This window comes from Photobacterium sanguinicancri (assembly GCF_024346675.1).
GTDB classification, from domain to species: Bacteria; Pseudomonadota; Gammaproteobacteria; order Enterobacterales; family Vibrionaceae; genus Photobacterium; species Photobacterium sanguinicancri.
The window spans coordinates 1,269,066-1,282,927 of the sequence record NZ_AP024850.1 but is presented as its reverse complement, the minus strand read 5'-3'; the positions used below and the strand labels follow the sequence as shown (position 1 = coordinate 1,282,927).

The window sequence follows — 13,862 nt, the reverse complement described above, 5'->3', positions numbered from 1 at the left end:
ATGACGACTTTGACTATCACACGCCCCGATGATTGGCATGTGCATTTACGCGATGGCGACGTACTAAAAGATACTGTTCGCGACATCAGCCGTTATATGGGACGCGCGATCATAATGCCAAACTTGATCCCACCAGTAACGGACACCGATGCAGCATTATCTTATCGTGAACGTATTCTTGCTGAAGGTCCTCAAGGCAATTTCTCCCCTCTTATGGTTATCTACCTAACCGACAACACCTCTCCTGAAGAAATCCGCAAAGCCAAAGCCACTGGCCATGTTTACGCCGCTAAACTTTACCCTGCTGGCGCAACAACCAATTCAGATTCAGGTGTGACTTCGATTGAACAGCTACTTCCTACATTCAAAGCAATGCAAGAAGTCGGTATGCCTTTGCTTATCCACGGTGAAGTGACTACACACGATGTTGATATCTTCGACCGCGAAAAAGCTTTCCTAGATAACGTTTTAGGCCCAATTGTTGACATGCTACCAGAACTGAAAATTGTTCTTGAGCACATCACCACGGCTGACGCTGTAGAGTTTGTGAAAAATGCAGGCCCGAACGTTGCTGCGACAATTACAGCTCACCATCTGATGTTTAACCGTAACCACATGTTGGTTGGCGGTATCCGTCCACACTTTTTCTGCCTACCAATCCTAAAACGTAGCACGCATCAACAAGCGTTGATTGAAGCCGCAACCAGTGGCAGCAAGAAGTTCTTCTTAGGGACAGATTCAGCGCCACACGCTAAAGGCCGTAAAGAATCAGCGTGTGGTTGTGCAGGTTCATACACAGCACACGCCGCTATCGAGCTTTACGCGAGTGTATTTGAAGAAGCTGATGCTTTAGATAAGCTAGAAGGCTTTGCCAGCTTTAACGGCCCTGACTTCTACGACCTACCGCGTAACACCGACACGATTACGCTACAAAAAGAAGCATGGGCAGTACCTGAAACCATGACCTTTGGTAACGACGTAGTAGTGCCAATTCTGGCGGGTGAAGACATGCAGTGGAAAGTACGCTAAGCGCTCTTTAATTCAAACTGCAAACTGAATAGCACAAAGGCTCCGCTTTAATAAAAGCGGAGCCTTTTTCGTATCTCATCTATCGCGATATTTGACCGACTTAGCTCTGCGTCGCTAACTGCACCGAACTAGAGTCTGGAATCTCGACCTTATGAAACAAACGATAAAGCACAGGCACCACAATCAAGGTCAGCACAGTGGCAAAGCTCAGACCAAACATAATAGTAACCGCCATTGGCTTAAAGAACACATCAGGTAATAAAGGTAGCATCCCGAGCACGGTTGTTATCGCCGCCATACACACAGGTCGTACCCGACTCACCGCCGCATCAACCACGGCGCTATACATGTCTTTACCGCTGGCTACCTCAATTTCTATCTGATCAATCAGGACAATACCGTTTTTAACTAACATGCCAGAAAGACTTAAAAATCCAAGTAACGCCATAAAACCAAATGGCGTATTAAGGGCTAATAAGCCTGTCGTCACACCGATTACCGCCAGTGGAACTGTCGCCCACACAATCAAGGCTTCTTTAACCTTCTTGAATAAGAAAATCGTAATCAAGAACATCACCAAGTAGCCCATAGGCATAGTTGAGAATAACGACGCTTGTGCATCAGCCGACGATTCATACTCACCGCCCCACTCTAAAGAATAGCCTGGAGGATAATCGAGTCCTTCAATCACAGGTTGAATACGTGCTTGCACCGTTGCAGCCGTTTCATCACCTAATGGGTTGGGATCGGCCATGACAGTTAGCATTCGCTTACGGTCTTTTCTAACAATCAACGGATCTTCCCAACGTATGTTCACACCCAGCATGACTTGTTGTAACGGTACGTAACCTTGATTGACGGGGCTCCATATTTTCATGCCTTCAATAGTAGAAACATCGACCCGTTCTTTCTCTGGTAAACGCGCCACAATTGGCATCAAGTTAGTCCCATCTCGGTAAATACCAACCGTTAAGCCAGAAAAAGCCATTTGTAATAAGTCATCAACTTCTTCTTTGGTAATACCGTATCGACGCGCTTGGCTTTCATTAAATACAGGCTCAATAACCTTGGTACGTTCACGCCAATCATGACGAATATTAAACGCACCGGGATCGGCATGCATAATATCGACCACTTGCTTTCCTAAGCTACGTAACACCGTTGGATCAGGCCCAACAAGACGCGCTTCAATTTTGGCGCCAGAAGATGGACCAAGCATGATTTGTTTGAGCTTGTACTCAAGCTGTGGGAATTCCTTATCGAGTAACTCGCTAAACATCGCCATATTAGGTAGCACTGCATCAAACGATTCCAAGCGAACAATAAGTTCACCGTATGAGGCATAGCTTTTTTCAGGTGTGTAGGTCAGCATAAATCGCTGCGAACCTTTCCCTGCACTTGAGCTAACATACTCGACCCCGTCTTGCTGTTGTAAAGCCCCTTCCAACTCTTTTAACGCCGCATTGGTCGCACGAATATCGGTGCCTTCTGGCAGCCACACGTCCACCATAAACATAGGCGTTGTTGAAGAAGGGAAGAAGGACTGTTTAAGTAAGGTAAACCCATACAAACTGACACCCAGCATAATCACGAGCGAAACAACCGTTAACCATGCGCGGCGCATACACCACTCTAAAGAGGCTTTATATACGACGAAGAATTTACCCGCATAAGGATCACTATCCTTGGCGTTTTCATCGATTTTAACGCTCTTAAAGAACATGTCGCAGAAAAAGGGCGTGAGCGAAATCGCGGTAAACCAACTAAGCATTAAGGAAACAAGTAATACGGTAAATAAGGTTCGGCAATACTCACCAGTCGAATCTTGTGACAAACCAATGGGGGCAAACGCCATTACTGCTATAACCGTCGCCCCTAGCAAGGGCCACTTGGTTTGGGTAACAATATCAGAGGCAGCCTGAGAGCGAGTCCGCCCCTTTTGCATCCCTATCAGCACCCCTTCGACCACCACGATGGCATTATCCACCAGCATCCCCAGCGCGATAACCAAAGCCCCTAAGGAGATACGTTGTAAGTCGATTGCCATCCACTTCATGAACACAAAAGTACCTAACACTGTCAGTAACAGAATTAAGCCAATCAAAAGACCGGACCGTAGCCCCATAAAAAACAACAACACTACGATCACAATGGCGACAGCTTGGCCTAAACTGACCACAAAGCCACTGACCGATTTATCCACTTCCGTTGGCTGGCTATAAACAGCACTAATGTTAATCCCAATAGGCTGCTGTTCTTTCAATTCGGCAAGGCGACGCTGAACTTGGTCACCAATTTTCACCACATTGACGCCAGAGACAAACGAGATCCCCACGTTCAGTGCTTGCTTACCATTGAAATTAATCAGATTGGAGGGAATTTCTTTAAAACCACGCTGAATGGTGGCGACATCACGTAAATAAATCAGCCCTTCTGCACCACTCTCCGTGATGATCAAGTCCCCAAGCTCATCAACGTTTTTGAACTCGCCTGTTGGGTGAACTCGAATATATTCATCACCCACACGCACAGCCCCTGCACTGCTAACTAAGTTTTGTGCCGCTAAGGTGCCATAAATCGTTTGGGGAGAAATTCCCAAACTAGTCAAACGCTGGAGTGATATCTCAATAAAGACTTGTTCTTGCTGCGTTCCAGTGACTGACACTTTACCAACACCATCAACTAACTCGATTTCTCGTCGTAGGTAATCAACGTAATCATTCAATTCTTTGTAGCTGTAACCATTCCCCGTTATCGCTAATAAAATGCCGAACACATCACCAAAATCATCAATCACCGAAGGGTCAGCAACACCGGGTGGTAAGCTCGGTTTTAAATCGTTGACCTTTCGGCGTAGTTCATCCCAAATTTGGGGTAAATCGTCTGGGCCATAGTTGTTTTTCATCGTGACCGTTATTTGTGATAAGCCACGACTTGAAATGGAATTCACCTCATCGACATAGGTCAGCTGCTGAATCGCTTTTTCAATCGGGTACGTCACCTCTTCTTCAACTTGCAGCGGGGTGGCGCCAGGGTATGAGGTCACCACCATGGCATCTTTAATCGTAAAAGCAGGGTCTTCCAAACGGCCAAGACCAAAGAAAGCCATGGTGCCGCCGATCATAAAGATAAGCGTCAACATCCAGCTAATCACTTTATTTTCGATGAAATAGGATGCGATATCTTGTTTCATGGTTGGTTATCCTCTTCATCAACAACAATCACACTTTGCCCATCACGAAGGCGATTACCACCCGCGATGACTATTTGCTCACCTTCTGTCACACCAGAAAGAATTCGCACCCCTTCAGGAACCACTTTGTCGGTTATGATTTGCCGTTTCGTGACGGTATTGTCCGTATTGACGACCCATACGAATTTATTGGCTTGTTCGATCCCATCACCGTCTTCGTTGAAAATAGCTTCAACGGGCACAACAGGCTCACCTTCTTGATAAATTTTCAACTTTTGCGCATCCGCTTTTACTTCAACGGCCATACCATCAAGAATGAAGCGATCGCTAGGCATTGGCATGGTTAACGTTACAAGGAAAGTGCCTGAATCAGGGTCAAGCTCGGTGGTGAATTCTTTTAGCTTGGCGCGATATTCCACGCCATCAGGCATTACTACGCGGGCATTGGGTCTATCACGTTCAATCTCGACCGCTGAACGCTGAGAGAAAACCATATCTGGCGCTTGAATATGAATGTCCACCTGCTTAGTACTATGGATATTCATCACTTGTTGGCCCACTTGTACGTTTTCAAATTCTTCAATGGGGACTTTAGAGATAACACCAGAGAAAGGCGCACGTAGTTTAGTAAAGGTTAACCGTAATCGCGCAAGATCTAATCGCGCTCTGGCGATACTACGTTGGGCGCGTAATTCATCAAATTGAGACTGCGCTATATAGCCTTTATCGACCAATTTTGCCGAACGACGATACTGGCTATCTGCCACATTATATTTAGCGAGCGCATCATCGACTTCTAGTTGATAATCTGTAGGTTCAAGTTCTGCCAGTAACTGGCCTTTTTTCACTAATGCACCAGGACGAATCAATACTTTAGTAACTTCGCCTTGGATGCGAAAAGATAAGCTGGATTTGTCTGCCGCAGCTGCGACAGCGGGAAAAGTCAATAATGGTGCAGCATTGGCCAATGACACCGTGGAAATTTTTATCGGCTGAGCGATCACTCTTGGTTCGACGGCCGCTTTATCACAGCCCGACACTAAAATAGCGGTTAAACCAATCGTAAAAAGACCTGACGTAGATAATAGCTTCATCATGTTATAGCCCCCTCTCTTTAATCCAAGAACGGACTTTTTGACCATCGACCAATTCATCAACCCCCGAAGTAGCAATCAAATCTCCATCTTGGAGTCCTTGCGTGATTCGGTTATTTTCATCTAATTCAACGGCTGTTTTTTCAATTAATCCCTCATCGCTAACACGCCAAACATACGTTGCACTGCCTTCGGTGATAATCGCACGCAGAGGAATCGCTCCGACCTTCCCTCTAGGAATTTTTATCCGAACTTGTCCAGACATCCCTGGCAAAATATTCTTACCTCTCGGGCGTTCCATGTATAACGTCACCTTGTAGCTGGATGTTTTTGGGTCTGCCTCGGTATCGACTTCTTTAAATTGTGCGAGATAGGTTTTATCTAACTCAGTATCAAACGTCACAACTGGGTTAATCGTGTTGGTGTAGCCTTTAAATCGTGAAAATAAGTGATCGGGCAACTGGAAGGTCACGTTAATTAATCCGGCACTTTGAATATGTAATACCGGTTCTTTCGCGTTCACAAATTCATAATTTTCAATCAAAGACAATGAAATGTTGCCATCGTAAGGGGCAAGTAAGGTGGCATAACTAAGATTGGCTTTGGCTTTATCAAGGCTGGCTTTGGCTTGTTTGAGGGCGGCTTTGGACGTATCGTAATCGAGTTCAGATATCACCTTGGTCTTTCGCAGTTCAACGTCACGGTTAAATTGAACTAATGCCAGTTGATAGTTCGCTTGCGCTTGCTTCATCAACTGCGTGAGCTCATCAACATTAAGCATTGCCAACTTTTTACCCTTTTTCACAACATCACCAGCATTCACAGAGATACTGGCCAATTCACCAGAAACCCTAAACGCCAGAATGGCCTTATCACCAGCTTCAACGGTCGCAGGAAAAGTTCGAAACGTATCTTTATTGCCAACGGAAACTGGCATCAATTTCACTGGCCGTGAATCAGGTTCAGCCACGGCGAGTTCTTTCTCCCCACACGCCGCTAATGATAAGCATGCTGCCATTGCAGTAAAAAATCGTGTGACGTATTGTTTGCCTTTTAAGAATAAATATTTGTTTGTAGAGCTCTCGTCAACGAAGCTCTGTTTATCGAGATTCTGCGACTGAGCACTTACGCACTTATCCATCATCATCGGCATCTACACCCCTGTCAGTCTTTTATCTGGCGCTGATAAACATCCTTTTTTTGCCTGACTAAGTGTGACAAATTGCACATTAATACAGTAAAAATTTTGTGGATGCTTTTAAACAGTGTAGACACAGAGTTCAGCAGAAAGGATATTTATGCTTATAACAAGCGAAGTTATGACATGAAAGGCGATAGGGAAAATAGAGCCAAACCAAGTGGTTTTTATGAAATGAACTCGCAACAGCAAGATAAAATAACAACAGAAAAGCAAAAAGGAGCCGAAGCTCCTTTTTATTTATTTAACAGATGTCAGTATTAAGCATCCATTTCAGCAATTTTCACTTTCCAGATATCTGGACCTGTCTGGTGGGCATTATTACCAGTTGAATCAACAGCCACTGTCACTGGCATATCCTCCACTTCAAACTCGTAAATCGCTTCCATACCTAAATCTTCAAAAGCGACAACACGTGCTTTTTTGATGGCTTTCGCAACAAGGTAAGCTGCACCGCCCACTGCCATCAAGTAAACCGCTTTGTTTTCCTTGATAGATTCGATTGCCATTGGACCGCGTTCAGCTTTACCAATCATGCCTGTTAAGCCAGCTTGCTCTAACATCATGTCAGTAAATTTATCCATACGCGTTGATGTTGTTGGGCCAGCAGGGCCTACAACTTCATCACCCACTGCATCAACAGGACCTACGTAATAAATAAAGCGGTTATTGAAATCAACAGGGAAATCTTCACCACGTGCCAGCATGTCTTGAATACGCTTATGCGCTGCATCACGACCAGTTAAAATTTTACCTGACAGCAGTACTGTCTCGCCTGATTTCCACTCTTGAACATCCGCTTTAGTGATCTCGTCTACATTCACACGACGAACGTTATCACCCACTTCCCATGTTACTTCAGGCCAATCTTCAAGTTTCGGCGGTGTTAATTCTGCAGGACCTTGACCATCAAGCGTGAAATGAACATGGCGTGTTGCCGCACAGTTCGGGATCATACAAACAGGTTTAGAGGCAGCATGGGTTGGCGCAGTTTTGATTTTCACATCAATAACCGTCGTCATGCCACCAAGGCCTTGTGCACCAATACCTAGCTTGTTCACACGATCATAAATATCTAAGCGAAGTTCTTCTTCTGCATTCTGTGCACCGCGCGCTTGTAGCTCATGGATATCAATCGATTCCATTAAGGATTCTTTTGCCAGTACCGCTGCTTTTTCAGCTGTACCGCCAATACCTATACCAAGCATACCCGGAGGACACCAACCAGCACCCATTAGTGGTACGGTTTTCTCAACCCACTCTGCAATATCATCAGACGGGTTCAACATCACCATTTTTGTTTTATTTTCAGAACCGCCGCCTTTGGCTGCAATTTGAATATCAACTTTGTTGCCCGGTACCATGTCAATATGCACAACCGCTGGAGCATTATCTTTGGTGTTCGTACGGCTACCTGCTGGATCAGCAACAACGGATGCACGTAGCGGGTTATCTGGGTTGGTGTAAGCTTGTCGTACACCTTCATCTATCATTTCTTGCACTGTTAAATCGCTGTCCCACTGGACATTCATGCCGATCTTAACAAAACAAGTAACAATGCCTGTATCCTGACAAATTGGGCGGTGACCTTCCGCAGACATTCGCGAGTTTATTAAAATCTGCGCGATAGCATCTTTCGCTGCCTGACTTTGTTCTTTGTTGTACGCTTTTTCCAATGCTTGAACAAAGTCCAGTGGGTGATAGTAAGAGATATATTGCAAAGCATCTGCAACACTACTAATCACATCTTCTTTACGGATGACAGTCATATTTGCCCTCGTTGATTATTATCATTCCATGGCGCCCGATTTGCGTCCTTGTCATGATTACCACTTCAAAATACCAATCAGTATTTATAGGGAAAAGGGTAATCACATTGCCAATATCCTGCGGCATATTCCTTTTGTTATATTTACTGACATAAATCGCCAAAAATACACCAAAAGGTTCTTCCTTGGGCGTCGTATTCAAAACTAACTTTATGATACTCTTGCCGACAACTTCGCGCTACGCGCTAATCGAACAGCTGTCACAAAAAAGAAAATGATTTGTAAATCGCAATCCTCACTAAAGATAGAACAGCTCAAGTATCATCCAACGGCATCTCTGGAGTGGTTTTCACCACTATCCGCAATGCCGTGGGCTATGATATTACGCTCTGCTGCAAACAATCATCCAGATAATCGCTTTGATATTTTAGTTGCTGATCCTTTAGCCACTTTAGAGACACAAGGTGAAATAACCCGTATTAAATTGTCAGAAGGTGATGAAAAAACAAGCACCGATGATCCGTTTGAGTTAGTCGCATCGCTACAAGCTTCATTATTACCGTCGGTTAACACTATGACGGATATCCCTTTTCTTGGTGGGGCCTTGGGCTTTTTTGGCTATGATTTAGGGCGACGAGTCGAGAAGTTACCTTCCACATCAATCCAAGACTTAACCACACCTGATATGGCTGTTGGAATTTATGATTGGGCTCTGATTGCCGATCATCAACGCCAAGAACTGTTTTTAGTCTCTCCCAAAAACAGTAATCGATTAGCTTGGTTAACCGAACTTAAAAACAGTGCGCAATTGAACCACGAAAAACATGGTTTACAACATGCTGATGAATTTGCATTAACATCTGAATGGTCTGCCAACATGACTTTTGCGAGTTATTGCAAAAAGTTTAATCAAGTGCAGGAATATTTAACATCTGGTGATTGTTACCAAATCAACTTAGCACAACGTTTTTCAGCAAGTTATAACGGTAATGAGTGGGCGGCATATTGTAAGTTAGATGCAACGAATGGTGCGCCGTTTTCTGGTTTTATCCGCACGAATCAAAGCTGTATTTTATCTGTATCACCAGAACGATTTTTACAGCACAAACAAGGATATATTCAAACCAAACCAATAAAAGGCACTCGCCCCCGCTTTACTGATCAGCAGCAAGATCAAGCCAGTGCTGAGGCACTGCGTTGCGCAGAAAAAGATCGTTCTGAAAACTTAATGATCGTTGATTTATTGCGTAACGATATTGGCCGAGTCGCAAAAGCAGGCACGGTAAAAGTACCGAGTTTGTTTGCAATTGAAAGCTTCCCAGCAGTCCATCACCTTGTTAGCACTGTCACTGGCGAATTAGATAACCCGTATTCACCATCAGATTTACTACGCGCATGTTTCCCTGGCGGTTCGATTACTGGTGCACCTAAAGTACGTGCGATGGAAATCATTGAAGAACTAGAGCCAAACCGCCGCAATATGTACTGCGGCAGCATTGGTTACATTAGCCAGTGCGGCAATATGGACACCAGCATTACCATTCGTACCTTGGTCGCTGAGCACGATAAAATGTATGCATGGGCAGGCGGTGGCATTGTAGCTGACAGTGAAGTGAACAGTGAGTATCAAGAGACACTGGACAAGCTGAGTAAAATACTTCCTGTTTTATAGTATTATGACTACATACTGATAACTTAATCAGTGATCAATTTAACAATAAAACAGTATTGTGATTGAATATCGGCTTGAAACACGGTTATCCTGAGCGCTGTTTCAAGCAATATTTAGCAATGGATAGCTAAATATTGAGACAACTCGTCGTTTCTGTCCCAAAACGACTAAAATAGAAGCTGTATATACAAATAGTACAATACTAGCCATGGAAGGGTTATGAACCAACAGCAGCAATTACTAAGCCGATTTATACTGGCGCCGACCGCAGACTATGACGAAAGTCATCAGTTGCGAGTGCGTCAGCATCTTGCTGCGCATTCTTTTTCTAAGCAACAACACCGTTCTGCATTTAAACCCGCCGCTGTGCTTATTTCACTTGTTCCGCGTAACAACACCTTCAATGTTGTATTAACTCAACGCGCCCATCACTTAAAGCACCATCCAGGACAAGTTGCATTTCCTGGTGGGAAAAAAGAACACTCTGATGTTGATCTTATTGATACAGCGTTAAGAGAAACGTACGAAGAAACCGGCATTATTTGTCAACGTGATAACATTTTAGGACAACTTCCTCCACTTCCGACAATTAGCGGATATGTCGTCACACCATATTTATCAACCATTTCCCCAAACTACTCACCCACATTAGATCGCAACGAAGTTGATAGTTTATTCGAGGTTCCTATCAACCACCTAATCAACCCATTGAATATAAAAAGCCATAAATTCCCAATAAATGGCCATTTACATGATATTTATTCCATATCATTCAGCAAATATTCAATTTGGGGAGCAACAGCACAAATGATTAAAATTTTATCACTGCAACTTTGGCATTAGACTTTATATTGCGACGGATAAGTTTTACTTATGCAAATCACAGATAAAATGTGACCGTGATCACCTTTATTTGTATTGCAAAATATATACATCCAATAACGAGATCTTAATCAAAGTTTTACTTTTATAAATCCTCAGAATGCGCCTCGTTCCTAACGTTCCCGTTCCGAAAATTGGATTTATACTATGCAAACTACTACAAGTTCCGCATCAGCAACTGCTCCAAAAACAAAGTGGACCTACAAAGATTTCACTTGGGCTCTATCACTATTTGGTACCGCTGTTGGTGCCGGTGTACTTTTCCTTCCAATCAAAGCAGGCGCTGGTGGCTTCTGGCCTCTCGTTATTTTGGCTTTGATCGCAGCACCAATGACTTGGTTTGCTCACAAAGGTCTAGCTCGTTTCGTTCTGTCTTCTAAAAATCCAGAAGCAGACATCACTGATACTGTTGAAGAACATTTCGGTAAATCTGGCGCAAAAATTATTACGTTTGCCTACTTCTTCGCCATTTACCCGATTGTACTTATCTACGGTGTAGGTATTACTAATACTGTTGATTCATTCCTTGTAAACCAAATGGGCATGGAATCAATTCCACGCGCATTACTGTCTGGCGTACTTATCGCTCTGATGACAGCAGGTGTTGTGTTCGGTAAAGAACTAATGCTTAAAGCGACATCAGCAATGGTTTACCCACTAGTATTCATCCTACTAGCACTTTCTATTTACCTGATTCCTGGCTGGAACACTTCTATGGTTGAAGTTGCACCAGACTGGAGCTCAATGCCAACAGTTATCTGGTTAGCAATCCCAATCATTGTTTTCTCTTTTAACCACAGCCCAATCATTAGCCAGTTCACTAAAGAACAACGTCGTGTATACGGTGACAATGCAGTTCAAAAAACTGACATGATCACTGGTGGTGCAGCGATGATGCTAATGGGCTTTGTAATGTTCTTCGTATTCTCTGTAGTACTTTCAATGTCTCCTGAGCAACTAGCAATGGCACAAGCAGAGAACATCAGTGTTCTTTCTTACCTAGCTAACGTTCATGAATCACCATTGATTTCTCTTCTAGGTCCACTAGTTGCATTCGCTGCAATCACATCAAGCTACTTCGGTCACTTCCTTGGTGCACACGAAGGTCTTGTTGGTCTAGTTAAATCAGAGAAAACATCTGTTAAGAAAGCTGAGAAAATCTCTCTAGGTTTCATTGTTATCACTACGTGGATTGTTGCGATTATTAACCCAAGCATCTTGGGTATGATTGAAACGATGGGTGCACCGATGATTGCAGGTATCTTGTTCCTAATGCCTGTTATCGCAATGTACAAAGTTCCAGCAATGGCTAAGTACAAAACTTCAGCGCCTGTACGTATTTTCACAGCACTATGTGGTGTTGCAGCGATTACTTCTGTAATCTACGGCGCACTATAAGGTTAAATGACACTCTTAGAGTGTTATTTGCTGCTAACGTAGATTTACGATAAGAAAATGTGCTACAACGCATGGTCTTCACAGAGAAATCGCGTAAAATAGAGTACTCAAAAGAGCAGGGATGAATCATCTACTGCTCTTTTGTTTTTCTACATCTCGCCAAGGAAGGGGCGAGACAAATAAAACGATACAGTCCGAATTTAAAGCAGAGTACTTTAAAACAGGCTGAGGTAATGAACATGATCAGTGTTTTTGATATCTACAAAATCGGTGTGGGTCCTTCCAGTTCACACACTGTCGGTCCAATGAAAGCAGGCAAAGAGTTCATCGATGACTTGCGCTCAATGGGCAAATTACGTGATGTAACCAAAATTACCGTTGACGTTTATGGTTCTCTTTCTCTTACCGGTAAAGGTCACCACACAGATATCGCTATCATCATGGGTCTAGCTGGCAACAGTCCTGAGCATGTTGATATTGATAGCATTCCTGGTTTTATTTCTCGTGTTGAAGAAACAGAGCGCCTTCCTGTAGGTATGCACTGCCACACTGTCGACTTCCCTCGTGACGGTGGCATGAACTTCCACACTACTAACCTTCCTCTTCATGAAAATGGCATGTCAATTACTGCCTTTGTTAATGAAGAAGTTGCGTATACCAAAACATACTACTCTATCGGTGGTGGTTTCATTGTTGATGAAGAACACTTCGGCAAAGAATCAGAATCAACCGTTAAAGTACCTTACATGTTCACTAAAGCCGATGAGCTTTTAGAGCAATGTAATGAGCACGGTCTATCTATCAGCTCGCTAGTAATGGCGAACGAACGCGCAATGAACGCAGAAGACGAGATCAGCACTTACTTCGCTAATATCTGGAAAACCATGCGTGAGTGTATGGAACGCGGTATGAACGAAGAAGGTATCCTGCCTGGTCCACTACGTGTTCCTCGTCGTGCAGCAGCACTTCGTCAGCAACTAATGACGAACGAAAAGCTAAGCAATGACCCTATGACAGTTGTTGACTGGGTTAACATGTACGCTTTCGCTGTTAACGAAGAAAACGCAGCCGGTGGCCGTGTTGTTACAGCACCAACAAACGGCGCTTGTGGCATCATCCCTGCAGTATTAGCTTACTACGATAAGTTCATTCAATCTGTTGGCCCTAAAGATTACACGCGTTACTTCGCGGCATCTGGCGCTATCGGTGGTCTTTACAAGCGTAACGCTTCTATCTCTGGTGCTGAAGTTGGCTGTCAGGGTGAAGTGGGTGTTGCTTGTTCTATGGCAGCAGCAGGCCTTGCTGAGCTTATGGGTGGTAGCCCAGAGCAAGTATGTATGGCGGCTGAAATCGCAATGGAGCACAACCTAGGTCTAACATGTGACCCAGTTGCTGGCCAAGTACAAGTTCCTTGTATCGAGCGTAATGGTATTGCTGCTGTTAAAGCAATTAATGCAACACGCATGGCGCTTCGTCGTTCATCTGCTCCTCGCGTATCTCTTGATAAAGTTATCGAGACTATGCTGGAAACAGGTAAAGACATGAATGCTAAATACCGTGAGACATCTCAGGGTGGTCTAGCAATCAAGGTTATCTGTTAATAGGTCACCTATTAATTAAAAATCAT

At 43.9% G+C, this 13,862-nt stretch carries 10 protein-coding genes; 6 read left to right on the top strand and 4 right to left on the bottom strand.

What is annotated here, in order from left to right:
• Positions 1 to 1,029 (top strand): dihydroorotase, encoded by a 1,029-nt coding sequence (gene pyrC, locus OCU87_RS06215; protein WP_094956597.1) that lies wholly within the window; start codon positions 1 to 3, stop codon positions 1,027 to 1,029.
• Positions 1,030 to 1,129: 100 nt separating this feature from the next.
• Here the strand turns inward: pyrC and OCU87_RS06210 are convergent, their stop codons facing one another.
• The 3 genes from OCU87_RS06210 to OCU87_RS06200 are packed head-to-tail and all read right to left on the bottom strand — an operon-like array spanning position 1,130 to position 6,334.
• Positions 1,130 to 4,222 (bottom strand): efflux RND transporter permease subunit, encoded by a 3,093-nt coding sequence (locus OCU87_RS06210; RefSeq protein ID WP_094956596.1) that lies wholly within the window; start codon positions 4,220 to 4,222, stop codon positions 1,130 to 1,132.
• Positions 4,219 to 5,319: an efflux RND transporter periplasmic adaptor subunit gene (locus OCU87_RS06205; protein WP_261858016.1), complete on the bottom strand. Its 1,101-nt coding sequence runs from the start codon at positions 5,317 to 5,319 to the stop codon at positions 4,219 to 4,221. Before OCU87_RS06205 ends, OCU87_RS06210 begins: the two co-directional genes overlap by 4 nt.
• 1 nt (position 5,320) lies before the next feature.
• The gene (locus OCU87_RS06200; RefSeq protein WP_261858348.1) at positions 5,321 to 6,334 is read right to left on the bottom strand and encodes an efflux RND transporter periplasmic adaptor subunit; all 1,014 of its coding nucleotides are present in this window, start codon (positions 6,332 to 6,334) and stop codon (positions 5,321 to 5,323) included.
• Positions 6,335 to 6,538: 204 nt separating this feature from the next.
• Between OCU87_RS06200 and OCU87_RS06195 the strand changes: the two genes are divergently transcribed.
• Complete coding sequence (locus OCU87_RS06195) at positions 6,539 to 6,778, top strand: hypothetical protein (RefSeq protein WP_062688669.1); 240 nt, start codon at positions 6,539 to 6,541, stop codon at positions 6,776 to 6,778.
• Here the strand turns inward: OCU87_RS06195 and OCU87_RS06190 are convergent.
• Positions 6,775 to 8,283 carry a fumarate hydratase gene (locus OCU87_RS06190; RefSeq protein WP_261858015.1) on the bottom strand — a complete coding sequence of 503 codons (1,509 nt, stop codon included), beginning with the start codon at positions 8,281 to 8,283 and terminating at the stop codon, positions 6,775 to 6,777. The two genes, OCU87_RS06195 and OCU87_RS06190, sit on opposite strands and share 4 nt — an antisense overlap.
• Before the next feature lie 274 nt (positions 8,284 to 8,557).
• On the opposite strand from OCU87_RS06190, the gene pabB reads away from it, so the two are divergent.
• The 4 genes from pabB to OCU87_RS06170 all read left to right on the top strand — a co-directional run bounded on the left by pabB (position 8,558) and on the right by OCU87_RS06170 (position 13,836).
• Positions 8,558 to 9,955, top strand: a complete 1,398-nt coding sequence (gene pabB / locus OCU87_RS06185; protein WP_261858014.1) for an aminodeoxychorismate synthase component I — start codon at positions 8,558 to 8,560, stop codon at positions 9,953 to 9,955.
• Between the two features lie 219 nt (positions 9,956 to 10,174).
• Positions 10,175 to 10,798 carry a CoA pyrophosphatase gene (locus OCU87_RS06180; protein ID WP_261858013.1) on the top strand — a complete coding sequence of 208 codons (624 nt, stop codon included), beginning with the start codon at positions 10,175 to 10,177 and terminating at the stop codon, positions 10,796 to 10,798.
• Positions 10,799 to 10,984: 186 nt separating this feature from the next.
• A complete protein-coding gene (locus OCU87_RS06175) occupies positions 10,985 to 12,235 on the top strand; it encodes an aromatic amino acid transport family protein (protein ID WP_261858012.1) in 1,251 nt (416 codons plus the stop codon).
• 239 nt (positions 12,236 to 12,474) lie between these two features.
• On the top strand, positions 12,475 to 13,836 hold the full coding sequence (locus OCU87_RS06170; RefSeq protein WP_062688855.1) for an L-serine ammonia-lyase: 1,362 nt from the start codon (positions 12,475 to 12,477) through the stop codon (positions 13,834 to 13,836).
• The last annotated feature ends 26 nt before the right edge of the window (positions 13,837 to 13,862 follow it).

Bases quoted from the DNA above. Each gene is read 5' to 3' on its own strand.
- pyrC (WP_094956597.1), top strand. From the start codon at position 1: ATGACGACTTTGACTATCACACGCCCCGATGATTGGCATGTGCATTTA.
- OCU87_RS06210 (WP_094956596.1), bottom strand. From the start codon at position 4,222: ATGAAACAAGATATCGCATCCTATTTCATCGAAAATAAAGTGATTAGC.
- OCU87_RS06205 (WP_261858016.1), bottom strand. From the start codon at position 5,319: ATGATGAAGCTATTATCTACGTCAGGTCTTTTTACGATTGGTTTAACC.
- OCU87_RS06200 (WP_261858348.1), bottom strand. From the start codon at position 6,334: ATGGCAGCATGCTTATCATTAGCGGCGTGTGGGGAGAAAGAACTCGCC.
- OCU87_RS06190 (WP_261858015.1), bottom strand. From the start codon at position 8,283: ATGACTGTCATCCGTAAAGAAGATGTGATTAGTAGTGTTGCAGATGCT.
- pabB (WP_261858014.1), top strand. From the start codon at position 8,558: ATGATTTGTAAATCGCAATCCTCACTAAAGATAGAACAGCTCAAGTAT.
- OCU87_RS06180 (WP_261858013.1), top strand. From the start codon at position 10,175: ATGAACCAACAGCAGCAATTACTAAGCCGATTTATACTGGCGCCGACC.
- OCU87_RS06175 (WP_261858012.1), top strand. From the start codon at position 10,985: ATGCAAACTACTACAAGTTCCGCATCAGCAACTGCTCCAAAAACAAAG.
- OCU87_RS06170 (WP_062688855.1), top strand. From the start codon at position 12,475: ATGATCAGTGTTTTTGATATCTACAAAATCGGTGTGGGTCCTTCCAGT.